Source organism: Neorhizobium sp. PAMB6630 (assembly GCF_058242775.1).
In genome coordinates, this window is the sequence record NZ_JBZAYV010000002.1 from 55517 (window position 1) to 75000 (window position 19484).

The 19484-nt window shown below is 55.1% G+C and carries 12 protein-coding genes, 1 tRNA gene, 2 rRNA genes and 3 pseudogenes; 12 read left to right on the forward strand and 6 right to left on the reverse strand.

Annotation, left to right across the window (positions count from 1 at the left end):
- Nucleotides 1-170: 170 nt before the first annotated feature.
- Together AC4CWF_RS18950 and AC4CWF_RS18955 are read right to left on the reverse strand one after the other, a co-directional pair.
- Nucleotides 171-1088 (reverse strand): annotated as a pseudogene (locus tag AC4CWF_RS18950) (nucleotidyl transferase AbiEii/AbiGii toxin family protein).
- Complete coding sequence (locus AC4CWF_RS18955; protein WP_491286748.1) at nt 1075-1929, reverse strand: type IV toxin-antitoxin system AbiEi family antitoxin domain-containing protein; 855 nt, start codon at nt 1927-1929, stop codon at nt 1075-1077. The pseudogene AC4CWF_RS18950 and the gene AC4CWF_RS18955 overlap by 14 nt, the downstream one beginning before the upstream one ends.
- A gap of 534 nt (nt 1930-2463) precedes the next feature.
- On the opposite strand from AC4CWF_RS18955, the gene AC4CWF_RS18960 reads away from it, so the two are divergent.
- The 6 genes from AC4CWF_RS18960 (at nt 2464) to AC4CWF_RS18985 (ending at nt 9044) form a co-directional block, all read left to right on the forward strand.
- Nucleotides 2464-5250, forward strand: a complete 2787-nt coding sequence (locus AC4CWF_RS18960) for a hypothetical protein (RefSeq protein WP_491286750.1) — start codon at nt 2464-2466, stop codon at nt 5248-5250.
- 29 nt (nt 5251-5279) lie between these two features.
- Complete coding sequence (tnpA, locus tag AC4CWF_RS18965; RefSeq protein WP_491281694.1) at nt 5280-5621, forward strand: IS66-like element accessory protein TnpA; 342 nt, start codon at nt 5280-5282, stop codon at nt 5619-5621.
- Entirely contained in the window at nt 5618-5965 is a 348-nt protein-coding gene (gene tnpB, locus AC4CWF_RS18970; protein WP_491281693.1) for an IS66 family insertion sequence element accessory protein TnpB, read from the forward strand. The genes tnpA (AC4CWF_RS18965) and tnpB (AC4CWF_RS18970) overlap by 4 nt, the downstream gene beginning before the upstream one ends.
- 78 nt (nt 5966-6043) lie before the next feature.
- On the forward strand, nt 6044-7699 hold the full coding sequence (gene tnpC / locus AC4CWF_RS18975) for an IS66 family transposase (protein ID WP_491281692.1): 1656 nt from the start codon (nt 6044-6046) through the stop codon (nt 7697-7699).
- Nucleotides 7699-8283 (forward strand): plasmid pRiA4b ORF-3 family protein, encoded by a 585-nt coding sequence (locus AC4CWF_RS18980; protein WP_491281691.1) that lies wholly within the window; start codon nt 7699-7701, stop codon nt 8281-8283. The genes tnpC (AC4CWF_RS18975) and AC4CWF_RS18980 overlap by 1 nt, the downstream gene beginning before the upstream one ends.
- Nucleotides 8284-8300: 17 nt before the next feature.
- Nucleotides 8301-9044 (forward strand): hypothetical protein, encoded by a 744-nt coding sequence (locus AC4CWF_RS18985; RefSeq protein ID WP_491286752.1) that lies wholly within the window; start codon nt 8301-8303, stop codon nt 9042-9044.
- Between the two features lie 143 nt (nt 9045-9187).
- On the opposite strand, the gene AC4CWF_RS18990 is transcribed toward AC4CWF_RS18985, so the two are convergent.
- A protein-coding gene (locus tag AC4CWF_RS18990) for an IS630 family transposase (RefSeq protein ID WP_491285028.1) occupies nt 9188-10134 on the reverse strand; the annotation gives its coding sequence in 2 pieces (ribosomal slippage) (nt 9188-9795 and nt 9795-10134; 948 coding nt in all).
- Nucleotides 10135-10564: 430 nt separating this feature from the next.
- Here AC4CWF_RS18990 and AC4CWF_RS18995 point away from each other — a divergent pair.
- From AC4CWF_RS18995 to tnpC (AC4CWF_RS19020), 6 genes and pseudogenes are all read left to right on the forward strand, one after another.
- The gene (locus AC4CWF_RS18995; RefSeq protein ID WP_491286753.1) at nt 10565-11779 is read left to right on the forward strand and encodes a phosphorylase family protein; all 1215 of its coding nucleotides are present in this window, start codon (nt 10565-10567) and stop codon (nt 11777-11779) included.
- A gap of 133 nt (nt 11780-11912) precedes the next feature.
- On the forward strand, nt 11913-12353 hold the full coding sequence (gene tnpA / locus AC4CWF_RS19000; RefSeq protein ID WP_491283216.1) for an IS66-like element accessory protein TnpA: 441 nt from the start codon (nt 11913-11915) through the stop codon (nt 12351-12353).
- On the forward strand, nt 12337-12690 hold the full coding sequence (tnpB, locus tag AC4CWF_RS19005) for an IS66 family insertion sequence element accessory protein TnpB (RefSeq protein ID WP_491283217.1): 354 nt from the start codon (nt 12337-12339) through the stop codon (nt 12688-12690). The genes tnpA (AC4CWF_RS19000) and tnpB (AC4CWF_RS19005) overlap by 17 nt, the downstream gene beginning before the upstream one ends.
- Nucleotides 12691-12731: 41 nt before the next feature.
- The gene (gene tnpC / locus AC4CWF_RS19010) at nt 12732-14339 is read left to right on the forward strand and encodes an IS66 family transposase (protein ID WP_491283218.1); all 1608 of its coding nucleotides are present in this window, start codon (nt 12732-12734) and stop codon (nt 14337-14339) included.
- Nucleotides 14340-14410: 71 nt separating this feature from the next.
- A pseudogene (tnpC, locus tag AC4CWF_RS19015) lies at nt 14411-14998 on the forward strand (IS66 family transposase); the annotation flags it as partial.
- Nucleotides 14999-15069: 71 nt separating this feature from the next.
- Nucleotides 15070-15657 (forward strand): annotated as a pseudogene (tnpC, locus tag AC4CWF_RS19020) (IS66 family transposase); the annotation flags it as partial.
- 217 nt (nt 15658-15874) lie between these two features.
- Here tnpC (AC4CWF_RS19020) and AC4CWF_RS19025 read toward each other — a convergent pair.
- From AC4CWF_RS19025 to AC4CWF_RS19035, 3 genes are all read right to left on the reverse strand, one after another.
- Nucleotides 15875-15951, reverse strand: a tRNA-Met gene (locus tag AC4CWF_RS19025).
- A 179-nt stretch (nt 15952-16130) separates the two neighbouring features.
- A 5S ribosomal RNA gene (gene rrf / locus AC4CWF_RS19030) occupies nt 16131-16245 on the reverse strand.
- A 237-nt stretch (nt 16246-16482) separates the two neighbouring features.
- Nucleotides 16483-19360: ribosomal RNA gene (locus tag AC4CWF_RS19035) — 23S ribosomal RNA — on the reverse strand.
- Nucleotides 19361-19484 lie beyond the last annotated feature (124 nt).

The window sequence follows — 19484 nt, forward strand, 5'->3', positions numbered from 1 at the left end:
GAACCGCGACACTTCCCCGTTTTCCGGCTGGAAAACAATGTGCAGACAATCACTTACGAGCGCAGCTCGGGCGAACCCCGGTTCGCTTTATCTTGCGGTCCTTCCCCTACCCCCGTTTACGCTCTCATATCGCTGCTTTCCGGTGTTCAAAGCCGAGGGAGCGGGAGTTTCTATCCGCGACGTTCAAGGGAAGTTCGCAGCAATTCGACCAAGGCTGAACGTTGGTCCGTCTTGAGTTTGTCGAGATTGCGCTGCCGCCATCGGATGGCGGGAAGCTCTGCCACATGGCCAATCTTCAGCAAGGACCAGTCCGGTTCCCCGCGCTCGAAGCCGATCAGAAATTCCCGGTGGTGATCCGGCATTGCGCCGATCAGTGCCTCGATCATTTCATGCTGGGTTTTGACCAGATCATCGATTGCGACAGTCGTCTCGGTCATGCCCTCGAAGCCATTGCTGTATTCGTTTTCGAGGTCTTTGACGCGGCCGGAAAGGACCTAACCCATGGGGCGGTTGTGACTGAGTAGATAAACGAGGAACGCTTCGCGTAGGTCACCGCTCAGCCCTTCATGGGCAAGCAGGCCTTGCACATCGAAGAGGTCACGCGGATGCTGCCGATCAAGTGCTGCAACCAGCTTGCCAGCAAAGAGGTCTTCAAAAGATACGACGCTGGTTTCCGCAAAGCCGAACGCTTCTTCGACCGCTTCGGTGACCGGAATGGTGGAAGGTTCATGGACCACGCCGCGCAATACGGGAGAGACTTCGATCTTGACCTGCGTGCCCTCCGCAATCACGAGAAGGCGAAGGATCGCACCATCGTGAATGTTTTCGGTGACGCGCGCGCCGGGCAGCTCCGCCAGAGCTGCCGCCTTGATGCGCTTCATGGCCGCATCGATCCCGGCCAAAGCCTCCGGCCTGTCATGGACCGGCAGATACATCAGATCGATATCGACCGAGAGGCGCGGCAGGTTGCGCACAAAGAGGTTAATCGCCGTTCCGCCCTTGAGCGCAAAACAGGTCTCTCGCGCGACGATGGGAAGAAGGCGCATGAGCAGCCGAACCTGGGCCTGGTACTGGTCACGAAACGGCATCAAGGTCCTCCGGCACGGTGATCAGATAGACAGGATCGAGCCTGCCGCCGGGGACAAGCATGCGCTTGCCCTTGCCAAGATCGATAGCGGTTCTATCGAGACGCTTGAGCCAGGCATGGCCATGGCGATCCGCAAAATAGAAGAACAGGCGCTTCACTTTCACGCTGTCGCAATCGACCAGCAGCTTTTGCAGCCGCCTCGGGCTGAAATTTGCGGCACTTTGCATGATCATGTCGGCCTGATGGAAACTCTCATGGCGCGGCAATTCATCGAGCATTTCGAGATAGGCGCGCTCGGGCTGGGAAAGCGTCAATGGCCAATCCCATTGACCCCAGGCAAGCGAGGTCAGGCTACCGCCCTGAAAGCGGGTGAGATCGCGGCCTGTTCCGTCCGCGATATTCCAGGCAAGATTGCCAAGCCCCTGCGTGATCGGATCATTCCGGAAGAGGGTCGCGCTGTTGTGATAGACAAAGCGCTGGGGAAGGTTGAGCTTGTCGAGCCATGCGGGCGGCTTTTCCGGCCCGTAGAGATGAACGGTCTTGGTCTCGTGCGCGAGATAATGGGCAAAACCCTGTAGCTCCAATGCCGTGCGCCCACCGACATAGAACGGCGTTCGCAAAAGCAGGGTCTGGAGCGATATGACGACTTGCTGCCAGCTCAGCGTGCCGCGCGGCTTTTTATAGACGCTGCGTACCGGCTGCTCTAACCAGCCATTCTTGACGTAGTAGGCGCGCAGATTGCTGGCGATACCGCGCTCTTCCAGCCAAGCGGCATCCACGACCAGCCCTTCGGGGAGGTCTTTCTCAAGTCGGTTTAACAGTGACGCATTTTGCTCAGCCATACTGAGTATATTACACGAATTTCAAACCATTTTCAAGTTTGACAAAATCGCAATACACCCAATGAGGCTGAGTATATTCAATAACTTTCAAACCATCTATATTCAACGCCCGCCTCTGGCGAGCGCGATTTTTCCGCCAGAACAAGGGGAACCGCCGCTTACGCGGCGGCTCCTTCCTTGGTGTCCCCAACGCTCTGCAGACCATGCAGGAAATCGGCGGCGCGCTGCGCATGGGCGGCGGCGCCGAAGATTGCGCGCTTGTCTCCTTCAAAACTTTGAGCCAGCCCTGAATAGTCGAAGGATTAGTGTAGCCCTTGGCTTGCGACTGACGAGCCCCGACCGCCCCGCAGCATCCGCCCGTTCCCGAAGACGCTAGCGATCTTCAACAGATACGACCCGTTGACCACCCTGCGCGAGCACCAAAAGATCCTTTACCCCTATCGGTTGTCTTGCTCTTTCTCAATCACTGCTTGCGCCATTGCACGTTCAGGTGTTTTGCTACCGGGCACCATTGATTCTTATGGGAAGTGAACAGTGCAACTGAATGCAGATGCAGGTTTTGGGCAGATTTATATACAACAACAGCATCGGTTTCGTGGAATCATCGCCGATTTCAAGTCCAGGCGGTTTGTCGAAAAACGCAGCGTACCGCCAAGCAGCCGCTTCCGCACGGCACTAAACGAGCTTTACTTAGAGGTCCGATCAAGGCTGCCGCCGAGCCAATATTCCGACTTCTTGAACTGGTCCCAGGAAATGCTGAGCACGCAGCTACCGGAGCTCGCTCACTTACCAACACGATATGAAAACCTAACAGGGATTTTCCCAAGAACGCCCGTTGTTGAGTTTCAAAACGAACTACGTTGGATCGCTGCGCGTATTGGCAGCGAACGCGACAAAGTGAGCAAATTTCTGGCCGTGAAAGACTTTGTAAGTCGAGCGGTTATGGAAGAAAAATATATCGACGCGCTCACTGCATTGGAGGCGCTATTCGAAGCATACGGAGCAACCTTGTGGTCGGTTCAATTGCGTTTGGCGCTTGAACAGCAGGTTGGCGGGCTGGAGCAACAAAAAAGATATTCTGCACAGGTACGATCAGTTTACAAGCACGGTCTACTTGGCTTCACCACCTATCATACAAGCGTTCGCAACGAGGAACGCACGACAATTAATAAGTTTATGGAGGATATAGAGCGCCGAATTTCGAATCATTCCTACTACGACGACGCTACTCGCAGCTACATGCGTTATCGCTTAAAGAATGAACTTCCTAACTCTACTTCGCAGCTCAGCGATATTCTGCGCATAGAACAGAGCCACGGTATTCTTGATATTTACGAGACGTACGTCGCCGTCCTGCAAAATGTCGTTCGATGGGAACCCTCACCACTGCACGATGTAGTGTTGGAGTGCCTAGAGATCTGTGACTTGCCTGACTATCGACTGGAGAAAATGCGGCTGGTTCTAGATCCGGCAAAACCCCCGGCACTTTCATATAGACAGACACAACTTTCGGATGCGCTTTTTTCTGGCCATAATAAAGAAGCGCTAAAGCTCTATTGCAGTAATTCGTCGTCCGATCCATGGCACATAATATACGCAGGGTTTGTTAGAGCGTCGTCAAATCGATCACCGAGAGGCCCCCTGAGCCCTCGATTGCTAGATAGATGGATTGCTGCAGCGATGGCTTCCCCAGGCGAGGACGGAGACTTTGCGGCTCAGGCCGCCAAGCTTTGCCTCAATTTTCAAGGGTTATCCTTTGCGGCTGGGGTCGGCGAATTCCTATCCCAAGCGCGACGGGAAAAACCCGACAATGCGTGGCGCCCCTGGCAGATTGGCCTCCACAGCAACGCATATGGGATAGAGGACACCGTAGGTTCTACACTGAACGCTCACGTCGCCTTTCCAGCGACGCCGACCGTAAATGCATGGACCCTCGCGCTATCGGGCGATGGCCCAAAGAACGAAAAGACACCAATATCCACTTTCGCCAAGGCGACTTATCACCTGTCGCACGCGAACTCTGAAGAAGCATGTCGATTATTGAATTCCGAGGAGCCTCCAAGAGCGCTGCGCGCGCTTTGGAAAATGAATCTACTTCATTCTCTGCATACATTTGGGGATCGGCCCCAAAAGATAGCATTGATTGCGTCGGAAGGTGCGAGCAACGCATCATATTTCAACATGCTTCCTATAGTTGCGGGCTTCTCTGATTGCGTCTGGGAAGACTATAAAGCTGTTGTCTCGCCTTTAGCTGCTCCGATTGCGTTGCATCTTTTATGGATACGAACAGATAGTAGCCAAACCGCATCACAGCTGCGATTCGCCACCGGCCTGGCGCTGAGAAAACTCGGAGTAACGCGACCTAGCGCGCTCTATGACAAAAACATAGAAATAGCCCCGAAGGAGCTGTTTTACTTTTTACGTCATGTCTGCGTACCAGAAATTCTTGATGTCACCCGTCTTTTCGCAAGTTCCCGTGAAGTTCTCGAAGAACGTAGAGACATCTACCTTGTTTTGAGCGAACTGCGAGCCGATCTTGCTGACGAATTTACAAGTGAAGCATTCCTCATCTCGCATAACCTCGCGTTGGATGAAGGACGCTGGATCGTGGACAGGACTAGAATCCACGTTGAAGATGTTGCATTCGTGCGATGGGCATCGAGAGAACTGCAAGAAGATTTCGAGCGATATCGCGACCTTGAACCAGTCAATGTTGAATCTCCACAAACATTTGACGATGTCCTTCGCGAGCTAGACGACACTGTGGCTGCTCGCCGGTCATTTTCTCCGGATAACGAGGCCGATGCCGTACTAATGAGTGTAGTCCGTCGGGCTGGCGACGAGTTCTTGACCAATGCAACCTTTGGGCTCGACTTTTACCTCGCAAAAAATGTGAGGCATCATTCGTTCATTGGGTTGATAAGAGGTCCTCTCGAAGCCAGCGAACTGATTACCACGCGAGAAACAGAGACAAGTGCATATCATCCAAACCGAGTATGGGTCGATAAATTCCAAACTCTTAATGCACCGGAGCGCTTGACCGTTGAAGCAGCGCTGCGCAACTTCTCCGCCAGTTTCGATGATATTCTGCTGGAAGCGAAAGATAAATACTTTCACGTCAGAACAGCTGAGCATCCACTGGGAATGCTATTTATCCCTTACAGCGATGCACTTTACTCAGTTGTCCGCGTTTGGCTAACGCTAGAGCTCGACATAAATACCTTTTTTCGTTTCCTGATAAATGTATTTTGGATTTCCCGTATCCCTCCGGCGTGGACCGCCTTGCGAGTTTTTGGTGATATCGTGATTTTGCGCTCTTGAGAGTGAACTTAAGAGCGCAATGAGGAACGATGGCACAGGCCATTTTGCTGACGGGTCAAGAACGACGTCGTCGTTGGTCACCGGATGAACGGCGGGAGATTGTGGAGGCAGCATTTGCTCCGGGGGCAAATGTCTCGGCAGTAGCGCGTCGTTTTGATGTTTCGACGGGGCTGCTCTACACGTGGCGGCGCCAAGCGCTGTCTTTGAAAGATGAGCCCGCTTTCGTGCCGGCAACTGTCCTGGACGTTCCTGGCAACGGCGATGGTTGTGCGACAACCATCGTTGTGGACTTTGCGAACGGTATCAAGGTGAGGATTGCGTCCGGGGCGCCTTGTGATCTTGCTGCAGCCGTGATGCGTGCGCTCAAATGATCCCGATCAGTTCGAGCGTGCGGGTTTGGATTGCGAGCGGCCATTGCGATATGCGCAAGGGAATGCACGGCCTTGCTCTGATCGTGCAGGAAGGTTTGGGTCGTGATCCGTTCAAGGGTGACGTTTTTGTCTTCCGCGGGAAAAGCGGCCGGCTGATCAAGGCTCTTTGGCATGACGGATTTGGGCTTTCGCTATACGCAAAGCGGCTCGAGCGCGGCCGTTTCATTTGGCCGGCGACGCAGGGTGGAGCTATTGCGCTGACGGCTGGCCAGATGTCCTATTTGCTTGAGGGAATTGACTGGCGGAACCCGCAGCAGACATGGCGGCCGACGAGCGCTGGATAGTGTCTTTTGGGGCGGGATTTGCGAGCGGGGCGCCAGGAAAAGCTATACAAATCAGTGGTTTTATGATTCACTTCGAGCATGGAAACCGGCTCGGAAAATCCCCGTGATCATGCTGCTGCCCTGGAGGCAGAGCTGGCGATTGCGCGGTTGGAACGAGCTACCGCTTTGGCCGAATTGGCTGTTGCCAAGGCCAAGGAAGCCGATGATCAGGCCATCATTCTTCGCCAGAAAGTCTATATCGAAAAGCTGCAACGGGAACTGCGCGGTCAGAAGTCGGAACGGACGGCGCGGCTGATTGCTCAGATGGAGCTGATGCTTGAGGACGCCGAAGCGACGGCGACCGAAGATGAGCTTGCTGCCGAGATGGCCGTTGCGGCGGCGGCGATTGCGGTCACCGGCTTTACGCGCAAGCGGCCGGTCAAGAAGCCATTCCCGGAACATCTGCCGCGTGAGCGTTTTGTCGTGCCAGGCCCGGTTGCCTGCAACTGCTGTGGCGGTGAACGGCTTCGCAAGCTCGGCGAAGACATTACCGAAACGATGGAGAGCGTACCGCGGAGTTGGAAGATCATTCAGACCGTTCGGGAAAAGTTCACCTGCCGTGACTGCGAGAAGATCAGCCAGGCACCTGCACCCTTCCATGTCATACCGAGAGGGTGGGCTGGTCCGAGCCTTTTGGCGATGATGTTGTGCGACAAGTTTGGCCAGCACATTCCGCTCAATCGCCAGGTCGAACGTTTTGCCCTGGAAGGTGTGCCAATCAGTCTGTCGACTGCGGCAGACGCGATTGGCACGTGCTGCCAGGTCCTGGATCCGCTGGTGCGGCGGATTGAAAGCCATACGTTCGCGTCTGAACGGATCCACGGTGATGACACGACCGTGCCGGTTCTGGCTCTCGGCAAAACCGTTACCGGTCGGATATGGAGCTACGTCAAGGATGATGCTCCGTTTGGCGGTACGGCGCCTCCGTCGGCGATGTTCTATTATTCCCGGGACCGGGCCGGCGAACATCCACAGGCGCATCTGGCCAACTATAGCGGTATCCTTCAGGCGGATGCCTATACGGGCTATGGCCAGCTTTATCTTCCTGATCGAAGTCCGGGCCCGATTCATGAGGCAGCGTGTTGGGCGCATGCCAGGCGACCATTCTTTGCGCAAGCCGATCTGGAGGCCAACGCGCGCCGAAAAGCGCAGGGTAAAAGTGCCGCCGTCATCTCGCCGGTCGCCTTGAACATGGTGCAGCGGATCGACGCTTTGTTCGAAATCGAACGCCATATCAATGGCCGCACTCCCGATGAGAGAAAAGCAATCCGCCAGCAGTTGTCAAAACCGCTGATTGACGACATGGAGATATGGATACGCGAACACCGCGCCAGGTTGCCGCGCGACAATGACTTGGCAAAGGCATTTGACTATATGCTGAACCGCTGGGAATCCTTCACCCGCTTCCTGGACGACGGCCGTATCTGCCTGTCGAACAATTGCGCGGAGCGCTCTCTGCGCGGTGTGGCGCTCGGACGAAAAGCCTGGCTATTTGCCGGGTCCGATCGAGGGGGGCAGCGGGCGGCGTCCATGTACAGCCTGATCGTCACCGCGAAGATGAACCGCATTGACCCACAGGCCTGGCTTGCCGATGTTCTCGCCCGCATCGCCGATCATCCAGCCAGCCGTCTTGATGAGCTTCTCCCCTGGAATTGGCGGAAAACCGCAACATCGCCACTGAGGCAGGCGGCCTGATGGCTGGTCCTCTCGTTCGCTTGAAGGTCACGCTCGATGACGTTGACCCCTTGGTGATGCGCCGCGTTGTCGTGCCATTCCGCATTCGGCTGGACCGGCTTCATGAGATCCTTCAGGAGGCCTTCGGCTGGACCAACAGCCATCTGTATGAGTTCAGGATCCGTGACATCGGCTTCGGCCTGCCTGATGACGGCTTTGGTGGTCCCATCGATGCACGCAAGGAAACGCTTCTTGCTGCCATCGAAGATATTGGCGCGAAGTCATTCAAGTATCTCTATGACTTCGGCGACGGCTGGACGCACTCTGTGAAAATCGAAAAGATCTTTCCGGCGACCGCCGGCTTCGAAGATCCATTCCTTCTCGAGGTTGTCGGACGGTGTCCACCGGAGGATGTCGGCGGTCCCTGGGGCTATCAAGAGTTCCGCGAAGCCATTGCGGACACCAACCATGAGCGTCACCACGAACTTGTCGAATGGTGGGGCCACGCACACTACGATCCGGGCGATGTCGACGCCGCCAATCTCCGCAAAAACGTCGAGGCTCTAGCCGCAAAGTGGAAGCGCCGATCGCGCAAGAAAAGCTGACCTGCGGTCCTCGGCGAATGCTTACGATTTCCCTCGAGCAGTCGCTTCGTGGTGTAAGGGATCTCATCTCGCTCACCGTTAAGGGCGCACTCGTTGAAGAGTTCGACAAACTCCGCTCGGCGGTCCGTGAAGTTGCGGAAACTGACCCGGCTTTCCTCGAATTTGATTCAGAAGTCGGCAAGCGTTCAGCAGAGGTGCAGGGAAAATTAGACGAAGCTTCCCAGTGGTTTGTCCATACCGGAGCTTTGGCCAGCCAGCATCTTTTCACACTGGAACAAATCTTGGAGGTCGGCCTTGGAGCAACTCTTCCAACGCAGAGAAGCTATACGCCTCGTATCTCCAAATCGATCGAAGGGGAAATATCCCTTGACGCAGCAAATCTCGTTTTTGTTCACGATGTACTTTTCGTTGGATTGGGAAATGCGAAAAAGCACTCCGGACTTGCATCGCCGCGAATTGATATAGCTGCGAGATGGAATGCCACATCGAATACTCTGTCTATTGAGGTGGTTAGCGATTGCAAGGCTAGCGCTAGGGCCGAAAAGGCAAAACGAGCTAATGAAGTAAAGCAACTGGTCGCAACTGGAGCATTTTCACGTCACACCCGAAAAGACGATGGTAGTGGCTTTGCAAAGCTAGCGGCAATCGTCGCCCAGTCAGATCGGGCGAAGATCGAATTCGGATTTCAACCGGACGGCCGGTTCCGACTTGAGGTGGCCTATGCAGTCGTATTGCAGTCCAGAGAGCTCCCTAATGAGTGAAAGATCGAAAATCCTTTTGGTGGAAGACGAAGCCCCCAAACGGGAACACATCGAACGTTTGCTAAGAGACCTGCGATGCAGCGTTGAGATTATCACAGCAAGATCAGTTAATTCGGCCCTAGACGCACTAGAGCGTTTCCCTGTCATGTTGGATCATATCCGCAGGAATTGAAGTAGTTCTGAGCCTCTTGCGGTTCGACCATATCAATCAGCTTTCCGATGCGATCCCACAGTCCGGTGACGGTTCTCTCCGCAGCTTTTCGCAGGAGAGCCTTGAGCTTGGAGAAGGCCTTCTCGATGGGGTTGAAGTCTGGGCTGTAGGGCGGAAGGAACATCATTGTCGCGCCGACCGCCTCGATCAGCTCCCTTGCTGCCGGTCGTTTGTGGCTGGACAGATTGTCGAGGATGACAACATCCCCTGGTTTCAATGTCGGAACCAGAACCTGGGCGACATACGCCTCGAACCACTCACCGTTGATCGGTCCGTCTATGACAAGTGGCGCGACCATTCCCGTGTTACGGAGGCCCGCAACCAATGTGGTCGTCTTGCGATGACCGTGAGGGAAACCCATCCTCAATCGCTCGCCCTTGCGGCATCGCCCGTGAGTACGGGCCATATTGGTCGCGGTCCAGGTTTCGTCGATGAACACGAGCCGCTCTGGATCGAGATCGAGTTGCTCCTCGAACCAGCATTGCCGCTTTTCCAGAACGTCCGGGCGGCTTTGCTCTACCGCATGGCCAGTCTTTTTTTGCGCGTTTGTTCGTGCCGGACAAGAAAGCGATGCAGCGCCGACTTGCTGATGGAAATGCCTTGGTCAGCCAAGGCTTTGCGAAGCTCGAAAAGGGTGCCGTCCCGGTGCTCGCCGAGCCAGGTCATGATCAGATCGGCATGCGCTTCTGTCTTGTGGGAATTGCGGTCGCCGCCGAGTGGACCGGGTCGAACATTTCCCTGCTGGATTTGCAAGTGACGCCAGCGGCTCACGCTGGCTGCGCTCACGCCAAAACGCTCGGCAGCCTCTCTATGAGATGCGCCGCCGTTCACGGCAGCCAGCACACGTATGCGAAGATCAACGGAAAGGGCTTTCGACATATCTGCCGACCTCCATCGGCAGATAGTTTGAATCAGAAGGAGACTGATTTGCAAAGCCATCCGATTCAATCAGTTAGGGAAACGCTCTAGAAAGCGCAAGGCCTGACCTTATGCTACTAGATATGTCGCTGCCGACTTTTGATGCCGGTGATCGCGAGAATGGGGGACGACCTCAAGGGTTTGGCGGCGCTGAGATTTTGAGGTTTATGCAGATGGCGGGAATCTCCTGTCCGGTTGTCATTATAACCGGATATGAAGGCTTCGCTCGAGAAGGTGGCGCGACCGTTGATCTTGATCAGCTGAGACAAGAGTGGGTGAGTGAATTCGAAGGGACTTTGAGCTCAGTTCTTCACTACAACTCCACCTATGACGAATGGAAAACTACTCTATCTGCCACTCTTAACCAACTTGGCCTTTTGGATTGCTAGACATGCGTATTTTAATCGTTGACGACCAGCCTAGACGTTATGACCGGTTCATCAATGAATTGAAACTTATTGATATAGGCCGCGAGTCAGTGGATATTGCTACGTCTTGCGCAGATGCACGCGATCGTTTTGCAAGAAATGAATACGATCTACTCATCCTCGATATTTTGGTTCCTCTAAATCCAGAAGATGAAGAGAGCCCTCAGAATGCGATCGACCTTCTTTTTGAAATTAGAGAAGGTGAGCTCACGTCTAGGGTACCGCAAATCCTTGGTGTTACTGCTGACAGAAGCGCCGCCGGCACTGCGTTGACGCAATTTGAGGATTGGTGTTGGACCGTTTTAGACTATTCTCGATCAACTGATGACTGGATGCGGCGGGCACTGAATTGCGTAGTTTTTGTCAAAAGCAAGTCTGCAGGTTCAGCGAGCTGTTCCTCTAATGCGGACGTTGCCATCGTATGCGCTCTTCAGAATCCTGAGCTTTCGGAAGTGCTCAAACTGCCTTGGAACTGGAAACCACCTCGTCCCTTGAATGACACGATCTTCGTTCACGATGGATGGTTTGAGCTCGGGGGTCGGATCTATTCTGTAGTCGCGACATGCTTACAAAGAATGGGCATGGTGGCGACAGCACTTACCACCAACACGCTCATCGAGCGCCTGCAGCCAAAAATCGTCGCTATGACAGGAATCTGTGCCGGAGTTCGCGGAAAAGTCAATTTGGGCGACGTCCTCTTTGCTGATCCGGCGTGGGATTTTCAAAGCGGTAAGTGGGACGGAGGAACTGGACGCTTTCTACATAGGCCTCATCATATTCCAGCACCTACAAAGGTGCGGTCGCATATACAACAACTGCGCGCAGACAACGCGGCGCTCGAAGGCATATGGATGGGCTTTCCAGGAACAAAACCTGCCGTAAGCAGGATTTTGCCTGGCCCGCTTGCGTCTGGCTCAGCGGTCCTCTCAGACGGAGTGATAATAGGCGACGTCCGAAATCAGCATCAGGAACTTATTGGAATCGAGATGGAGATTTATGGACTCTACGCTGCAGCATACAGCGCTTCTGACCCCCAACCCGCATACATAGCGCTGAAGGGAGTATGTGATTTTGCGGACCCGGACAAAGAGGATGGCTATCAGGAATACGCCGCCTATGCGAGCGCGCAAGTTCTCCGTATCTTGTTGGAGCGATACGCTGACCGTTTGACGGTCTGATCCAGAAAGCGTGTCGTAAATTGCGGTGCGGCCTTGGAAAGCAGCCCATCAACTGTAAGCGCGCAATTCCCCGCACCTGTTCACTGAAAGTCGAATGAGGGATTCTGTGTCCACAATGGAGACTGTGGACACAATGACATTGGATATCCTGACTGGATCGGAACCCCTTCGGGCTGTGAAGATTCTTTCCAACGGGAAGCGCCGGTTCGATCCCATCGAGAAAGACCGGCTGATCGACGCTGCAATGAAGCCTGGGATATCGGTAGCCCGCCTGGCACTGGCGCACGGTGTCAACGCCAATCTGTTGCGCAACTGGGTGAAGCTTCGCCGAGATCAGCAGGCCCAGGGTGCTTTGCCGGTTGTTGCGGAGCGGGAAATGTCGGCCTTTGTTCCGGTGGTTGCTGCGCCACCGATTGCGCGGCAGCCCGACATGCCGGCTCGGCCATCATCGGCAGGAATGCGACTGACGGCGTCTCTGCCGAATGGTGTGCGGCTTGAGCTTGAAGATGCGGATGAGAAGGCCTTGTCCGTGATGATCGAAGTTCTGAGGCGTTGCAATGTTCCGGCTGGCTGACGATCTTCGCGTCTATCTTCACCGGGACCCGATCGACTTTCGTGCGGGGATCAACAGCTTGGCGATTCTGGTCGAGCAGTCGATGGGCCTGAGCCCGTTCGAGCGTGCTGTCTTTGTCTTTTGCAACCGCCGGCGCACCCGGATGAAGCTTTTGTTCTTCGAGCGGTCAGGGTTCGTGCTTGTCTTGAAAGCCTTGTCCGAAGACCGGTTTCGCTGGCCCCGCCGCGAGGCGCCGGTCGTGACGCTCGACACCGAGCAATTGCGCTGGCTGCTTGACGGTATCGATCTCGACGCGATGGAGCGCCATCCTGTTCGGCAATATGAGTTGGTCGGCTGAAAGCTGTTGACGCAGCGGGGCGGCTCAGATTCAAAGCTACAATGACACGAGCTGGCACCCCTGATGTTGCGGAACTGATGGCGCTTCTGGCGGCGAATGCTGCCGAGAACGCCGCGCTGCGGGCTGAGAGAGACGCCCTTGCACAGCGTGTCTTCAAGCTCGAGGAAGAACTGGCGCTTGCACAACTGCATCGTTTTGCGCCGCGCAGCGAAAAGCATATGGATCGCGTCTTCAATGAAGCCGAGAAGGCTGCTCTTGAGGCCGATGCTGATGAGGGCTTGGCCGACTGTGACGAGACCGACGCCAGTGAGCTTCCCGACACGGGATTGCCAGAGGTGGAAAAGCCCGAAGGCCGCAAGCGCGGGCGTAAACCTCTTCCGGCAAATTTGCCCCGCCAACGCGTTGAATATGACCTTGCCGACGATCAGAAGACCTGTCCGTGCTGCCGCCATCCGCTGCATCGCATGGGCGAACTCGTCACCGAGCAGCTGCATATCGAGGTGAAGGCCACGGTGCTGCAGAATGCCCGGGCCAAATATGCTTGCCGCAACTGCGAGCGCACCGATATCAGCACTCCCGTTATCATCGCGCCGATGCCCGCACAGCCCTTGCCGGGCAGTATCGCCACGGCCTCGACGCTGGCCTTTGCTCTTGTTCATAAATATGTCGATGGCACGCCGCTCTATCGCCTGGCACAGGCCTTCGAGCGCGCCGGCGTCCCTGTCAGCCGTGGCGCCCTTGGCCATTGGGTGATCGGCTCCAGCGAAAAGCACCTCGTTCGCATCTACGATGCATTGAAGCAGCGGCTCTTGTTGCAGAGCGTCATCCATGGTGACGAGACCACGGTGCAGGTGCTGAAGGAAAAGGACAGGAAAGCAACCGACGAGTCCTATATCTGGGCCTATCGTAGCGCCCAGGACAGCGTCGAGCCGGTTGTCCTGCTCGAATATCAGCCCGGTCGTGGACAGGTGCATCCGCAGACTTTCCTGGGTGACTATCGCGGCATCCTGATGAGCGACGGCTATCAGGCCTGGCGCACCCTGAAGGGCGCGACCCATGTCGGGTGTATGGCTCACGCCAGGCGACGCTTCGTCAACGCCTTCAAGGCCGGGAAGAAACAAAGCGGCCCACCCGCGCAGGCATTGAAATTCTTCGACCAGCTCTACCGGATTGAGAGGCAGATGCGGGACGAAAAGCCGGATGACGGCGAAACGCAGGCCGACTGCATCCGGCGCTTGCGCCAGAAGCATAGCGTTCCAGTCCTTGAAGCCCTGAAGGAGTGGCTCGACAGGATGGCCCCCAAGGTCGTGCCCGACACCAAGCTCGGCGATGCGATATCCTATACGCGAAACCAGTGGCAATATCTGACCCGCTACACCGAAGACGGCAGGATGCCGGTCGACAACAATTTATTGGAACGCGATATCAGAGTTTTTGCCACTGGAAGGAAGAGCTGGTTATTTTGCGACACTGTCGACGGGGCCAAGGCAAGCGCCGTGATTTACAGCCTTATGCTGACCTGTCGCGCCTGTGGCGTCGAGCCATTCGCCTGGTTGCGACACGTCTTCACCGAATTGCCACAGCGTCCCGACGGCGCCGACATCAACGACCTTCTGCCATTCAACTTCGCAAAAATCGAACCTGCCTGATCAAGGCCCATCGGCAAAAGCCGATCACCGCTCATAGCGGCCGCGTCAACGCGCAGGGAAATGCGCGCTTACGGTGTATGGCTCACGCCAGGCGACGCTTCGTCAACGCCTTCAAGGCCGGGAAGAAACAAAGCGGCCCACCCGCGCAGGCATTGAAATTCTTCGACCAGCTCTACCGGATTGAGAGGCAGATGCGGGACGAAAAGCCGGATGACGGCGAAACGCAGGCCGACTGCATCCGGCGCTTGCGCCAGAAGCATAGCGTTCCAGTCCTTGAAGCCCTGAAGGAGTGGCTCGACAGGATGGCCCCCAAGGTCGTGCCCGACACCAAGCTCGGCGATGCGATATCCTATACGCGAAACCAGTGGCAATATCTGACCCGCTACACCGAAGACGGCAGGATGCCGGTCGACAACAATTTATTGGAACGCGATATCAGAGTTTTTGCCACTGGAAGGAAGAGCTGGTTATTTTGCGACACTGTCGACGGGGCCAAGGCAAGCGCCGTGATTTACAGCCTTATGCTGACCTGTCGCGCCTGTGGCGTCGAGCCATTCGCCTGGTTGCGACACGTCTTCACCGAATTGCCACAGCGTCCCGACGGCGCCGACATCAACGACCTTCTGCCATTCAACTTCGCAAAAATCGAACCTGCCTGATCAAGGCCCATCGGCAAAAGCCGATCACCGCTCATAGCGGCCGCGTCAACGCGCAGGGAAATGCGCGCTTACGGTGTATGGCTCACGCCAGGCGACGCTTCGTCAACGCCTTCAAGGCCGGGAAGAAACAAAGCGGCCCACCCGCGCAGGCATTGAAATTCTTCGACCAGCTCTACCGGATTGAGAGGCAGATGCGGGACGAAAAGCCGGATGACGGCGAAACGCAGGCCGACTGCATCCGGCGCTTGCGCCAGAAGCATAGCGTTCCAGTCCTTGAAGCCCTGAAGGAGTGGCTCGACAGGATGGCCCCCAAGGTCGTGCCCGACACCAAGCTCGGCGATGCGATATCCTATACGCGAAACCAGTGGCAATATCTGACCCGCTACACCGAAGACGGCAGGATGCCGGTCGACAACAATTTATTGGAACGCGATATCAGAGTTTTTGCCACTGGAAGGAAGAGCTGGTTATTTTGCGACACTGTCGACGGGGCCAAGGCAAGCGCCGTGATTTACAGCCTTATGCTGACCTGTCGCGCCTGTGGCGTCGAGCCATTCGCCTGGTTGCGACACGTCTTCACCGAATTGCCACAGCGTCCCGACGGCGCCGACATCAACGACCTTCTGCCATTCAACTTCGCAAAAATCGAACCTGCCTGATCAAGGCCCATCGGCAAAAGCCGATCACCGCTCATAGCGGCCGCGTCAACGCGCAGGGAAATGCGCGCTTACCATCAACTACCACAGACACCACAAAATCAGCGTTTTGTGCCACGCGATGCCAAACGCAAAAACCGCCTCTGAATGACACAGGCGGTGAAGACGATGGCGGTTAACCGCCTGCTATATCGTGGTAATGAGCGATTTATGTAGAAACTGGTTGCGGGGGCAGGATTTGAACCTGCGGCCTTCAGGTTATGAGCCTGACGAGCTACCGGGCTGCTCCACCCCGCGCCAAGAGCGTGCACTGATAGTTGCGACGCTTTAGAGAATTACGGCAAAAAGGCCGCGTTGAGCGACCCTTTTGTTATCGGCTGGGCCGTTAGTGTTTGTGACGAGAAGATTGGCGGATTTGCAAGGGCAAAACCTGACGGATTTGCAAGTGCAAACCGTGAGCACATTGCCTTTAGCAGACCTGGCAGCGACCTACTCTCCCGCGTCTTGAGACGAAGTACCATTGGCGCAGGGGCGTTTCACGGCCGTGTTCGGAATGGGAACGGGTGCAGCCGCCCCGCCATGACCACCAGGTCAGCTAAGGGCAATGTGTTGAGAAGCTGGTAACTAGGGCTTAGCCAATAGGCAGTAGCCAATAGTTTTTTGTGAACACGTCTTTTTTCTTTCATGCGGCTGTATGAGCAGGTCACCCATACAGGCCTTTGGCCGTCGCCAATCGTTTGGCGCGCCGTCTGCAGCGTAGCATCAAAGGATGCGACAGCGTGAAGACTGAAAGAGATGGCTCATCTTCGATGAGCACAAACAATGAGAACGATCAAGCCAATCGAGCTATTAGTAACGGTAAGCTTCATGCATTACTGCACGTCCACACCCGTCCTATCAACGTGGTCGTCTTCCACGGCTCTGATAGGGAATACTCGTTTTCAGGTGGGTTTCCCGCTTAGATGCCTTCAGCGGTTATCCCTTCCATATATAGCTACCCTGCTATGCCCTTGGCAGGACAACAGGTCCACCAGAGATATGTCCATCCCGGTCCTCTCGTACTAGGGACAGATCCTGTCAATATTCCTACACCCACGGCAGATAGGGACCGAACTGTCTCACGACGTTCTGAACCCAGCTCACGTACCGCTTTAATTGGCGAACAGCCAAACCCTTGGGACCTGCTCCAGCCCCAGGATGCGATGAGCCGACATCGAGGTGCCAAACAACCCCGTCGATATGGACTCTTGGGGGTCATCAGCCTGTTATCCCCGGCGTACCTTTTATCCGTTGAGCGATGGCCCTTCCACACGGGACCACCGGATCACTATGACCGACTTTCGTCTCTGCTCGACTTGTCAGTCTCGCAGTCAGGCGGGCTTATGCCATTGCACTCGACGACCGATTTCCGACCGGTCTGAGCCCACCATCGCGCGCCTCCGTTACTCTTTCGGAGGCGACCGCCCCAGTCAAACTACCCACCATACACTGTCCCGGATCCGGATGACGGACCGCGGTTAGACATCCATGACGATAAGGGTGGTATTTCAAGGATGGCTCCACGAGAACTGGCGTCCCCGCTTCAAAGCCTACCACCTATCCTACACATGCCGACACGAATGCCAGTGTAAAGCTATAGTAAAGGTGCACGGGGTCTTTCCGTCTGACCGCAGGAACCCCGCATCTTCACGGGGAATTCAATTTCACTGAGTCTATGTTGGAGACAGCGGGGAAGTCGTTACGCCATTCGTGCAGGTCGGAACTTACCCGACAAGGAATTTCGCTACCTTAGGACCGTTATAGTTACGGCCGCCGTTTACTGGGGCTTCGATTCAAAGCTTGCACCTCTCCTCTTAACCTTCCAGCACCGGGCAGGCGTCAGACCCTATACGTCGTCTTGCGACTTCGCAGAGCCCTGTGTTTTTGATAAACAGTCGCTACCCCCTGGTCTGTGCCACCCTGACATACTTGCGTACATCAGGGTCACGCTTCTTCCGAAGTTACGCGTGCAATTTGCCGAGTTCCTTCAACATAGTTCTCTCAAGCGCCTTGGTATACTCTACCTGACCACCTGTGTCGGTTTCGGGTACGGTCTATAATGATGGAGCTATTTCCTGGAACCGCTTCCTCGCCCATCCAATCCAATAAGAATGAACAAGTTACGCAATCCGTCACTACCACCAGGCCCACGAATATTAACGTGGTTCCCATCGACTACGCATTTCTGCCTCGCCTTAGGGGCCGGCTAACCCTGCTCAGATTAACTTTAAGCAGGAACCCTTGGTCTTTCGGCGAGGGGGTCTCTCACCCCCTTTATCGTTACTCATGTCAACATTCGCACTTCCGATACCTCCAGAGGCCCTCACGGGTCCTCCTTCGCAGGCTTACGGAACGCTCCGCTACCACGTGCAGTAAACTGCACATCCTCAGCTTCGGTGCATGGCTTTAGCCCCGTTACATTTTCGGCGCAAAGACCCTTATTTAGACCAGTGAGCTGTTACGCTTTCTTTAAATGATGGCTGCTTCTAAGCCAACATCCTGGTTGTTTTGGGATCCTCACATCCTTTCCCACTTAGCCATGACTTGGGGACCTTAGCTGGAGGTCAGGGTTGTTGCCCTCTTCACGACGGACGTTAGCACCCGCCGTGTGTCTGCCGATTAGTACTCCCGGGTATTCGGAGTTTGGTTAGGATCAGTAAGACGGTGAGTCCCCATAGCCCATCCAGTGCTCTACCCCCCGGGGTATTCGATCGACGCACTACCTAAATAGTTTTCGCGGAGAACCAGCTATTTCCGAGTTTGATTGGCCTTTCACCCCTAGCCACAAGTCATCCCAATCTATTGCAACAGATGCGGGTTCGGCCCTCCAGTTGGTGTTACCCAACCTTCAGCCTGCTCATGGCTAGATCACTCGGTTTCGGGTCTAATGCATCTAACTAAACGCGCTATTAACACTCGCTTTCGCTGCGCCTACACCTACCGGCTTAAGCTTGCTAGATACACTAAGTCGTTGACCCATTATACAAAAGGTACGCAGTCAGGCTTTCGCCCTCCTACTGTTTGTAGGCATCCGGTTTCAGGTTCTATTTCACTCCCCTTGTCGGGGTGCTTTTCACCTTTCCCTCACGGTACTTGTTCGCTATCGGTCATGCACGAGTACTTAGGCTTGGAGAGTGGTCTCCCCATGTTCAGACAGGATTTCTCGTGTCCCGCCCTACTCTAGGACAATGCGTATTTTACGTGTACGGGGCTATCACCCGCTACGGCCGAACTTTCCAGATCGTTCCACTTTAGCTCACATTGCCACTGGCCTGGTCCGCGTTCGCTCGCCACTACTTACGGAGTCTCGGTTGATGTCCTTTCCTGCAGGTACTTAGATGTTTCAGTTCCCTGCGTTCGCTTCTAACCCCTATGTATTCAGAGTTAGATACCTTATTTGCGATATCTAGAAACCTCGAACGCCCTCAAAAAGAGGCAATAGCCAATAGGCAGTAGCCAATAGAACCTAAATCCTACTGCCTATTGCCTAATTCCTACCGCCTCAAAGGCGTACCAGATTTTCTAGATATCTAAGGTGGGTTGCCCCATTCGGAGATCCATGGATCAAAGCTCATTCGCAGCTCCCCACGGCTTTTCGCAGCGTATCACGTCCTTCTTCGCCTGTGCATGCCAAGGCATCCACCAAATGCCCTTACGACACTTAATCGTTCTCATTGCCAATGCTCATCCATATGGAAAGCCAATAGCCAATAGGCATTAGCCAATAGGATCTAAACCCTACTGCCTACTGCCCAATTCCTACTGCCTCACCAAACCCAGTTACCTTTTAC

Bases quoted from the DNA above. Each gene is read 5' to 3' on its own strand.
- AC4CWF_RS18955 (WP_491286748.1), bottom strand. From the start codon at position 1,929: ATGGCTGAGCAAAATGCGTCACTGTTAAACCGACTTGAGAAAGACCTC.
- tnpA (WP_491281694.1), top strand. From the start codon at position 5,280: ATGGCACAGGCCATTTTGCTGACGGGTCAAGAACGACGTCGTCGTTGG.
- tnpB (WP_491281693.1), top strand. From the start codon at position 5,618: ATGATCCCGATCAGTTCGAGCGTGCGGGTTTGGATTGCGAGCGGCCAT.
- tnpC (WP_491281692.1), top strand. From the start codon at position 6,044: ATGGAAACCGGCTCGGAAAATCCCCGTGATCATGCTGCTGCCCTGGAG.
- AC4CWF_RS18980 (WP_491281691.1), top strand. From the start codon at position 7,699: ATGGCTGGTCCTCTCGTTCGCTTGAAGGTCACGCTCGATGACGTTGAC.
- AC4CWF_RS18985 (WP_491286752.1), top strand. From the start codon at position 8,301: ATGCTTACGATTTCCCTCGAGCAGTCGCTTCGTGGTGTAAGGGATCTC.
- AC4CWF_RS18995 (WP_491286753.1), top strand. From the start codon at position 10,565: ATGCGTATTTTAATCGTTGACGACCAGCCTAGACGTTATGACCGGTTC.
- tnpA (WP_491283216.1), top strand. From the start codon at position 11,913: ATGACATTGGATATCCTGACTGGATCGGAACCCCTTCGGGCTGTGAAG.
- tnpB (WP_491283217.1), top strand. From the start codon at position 12,337: ATGTTCCGGCTGGCTGACGATCTTCGCGTCTATCTTCACCGGGACCCG.
- tnpC (WP_491283218.1), top strand. From the start codon at position 12,732: ATGACACGAGCTGGCACCCCTGATGTTGCGGAACTGATGGCGCTTCTG.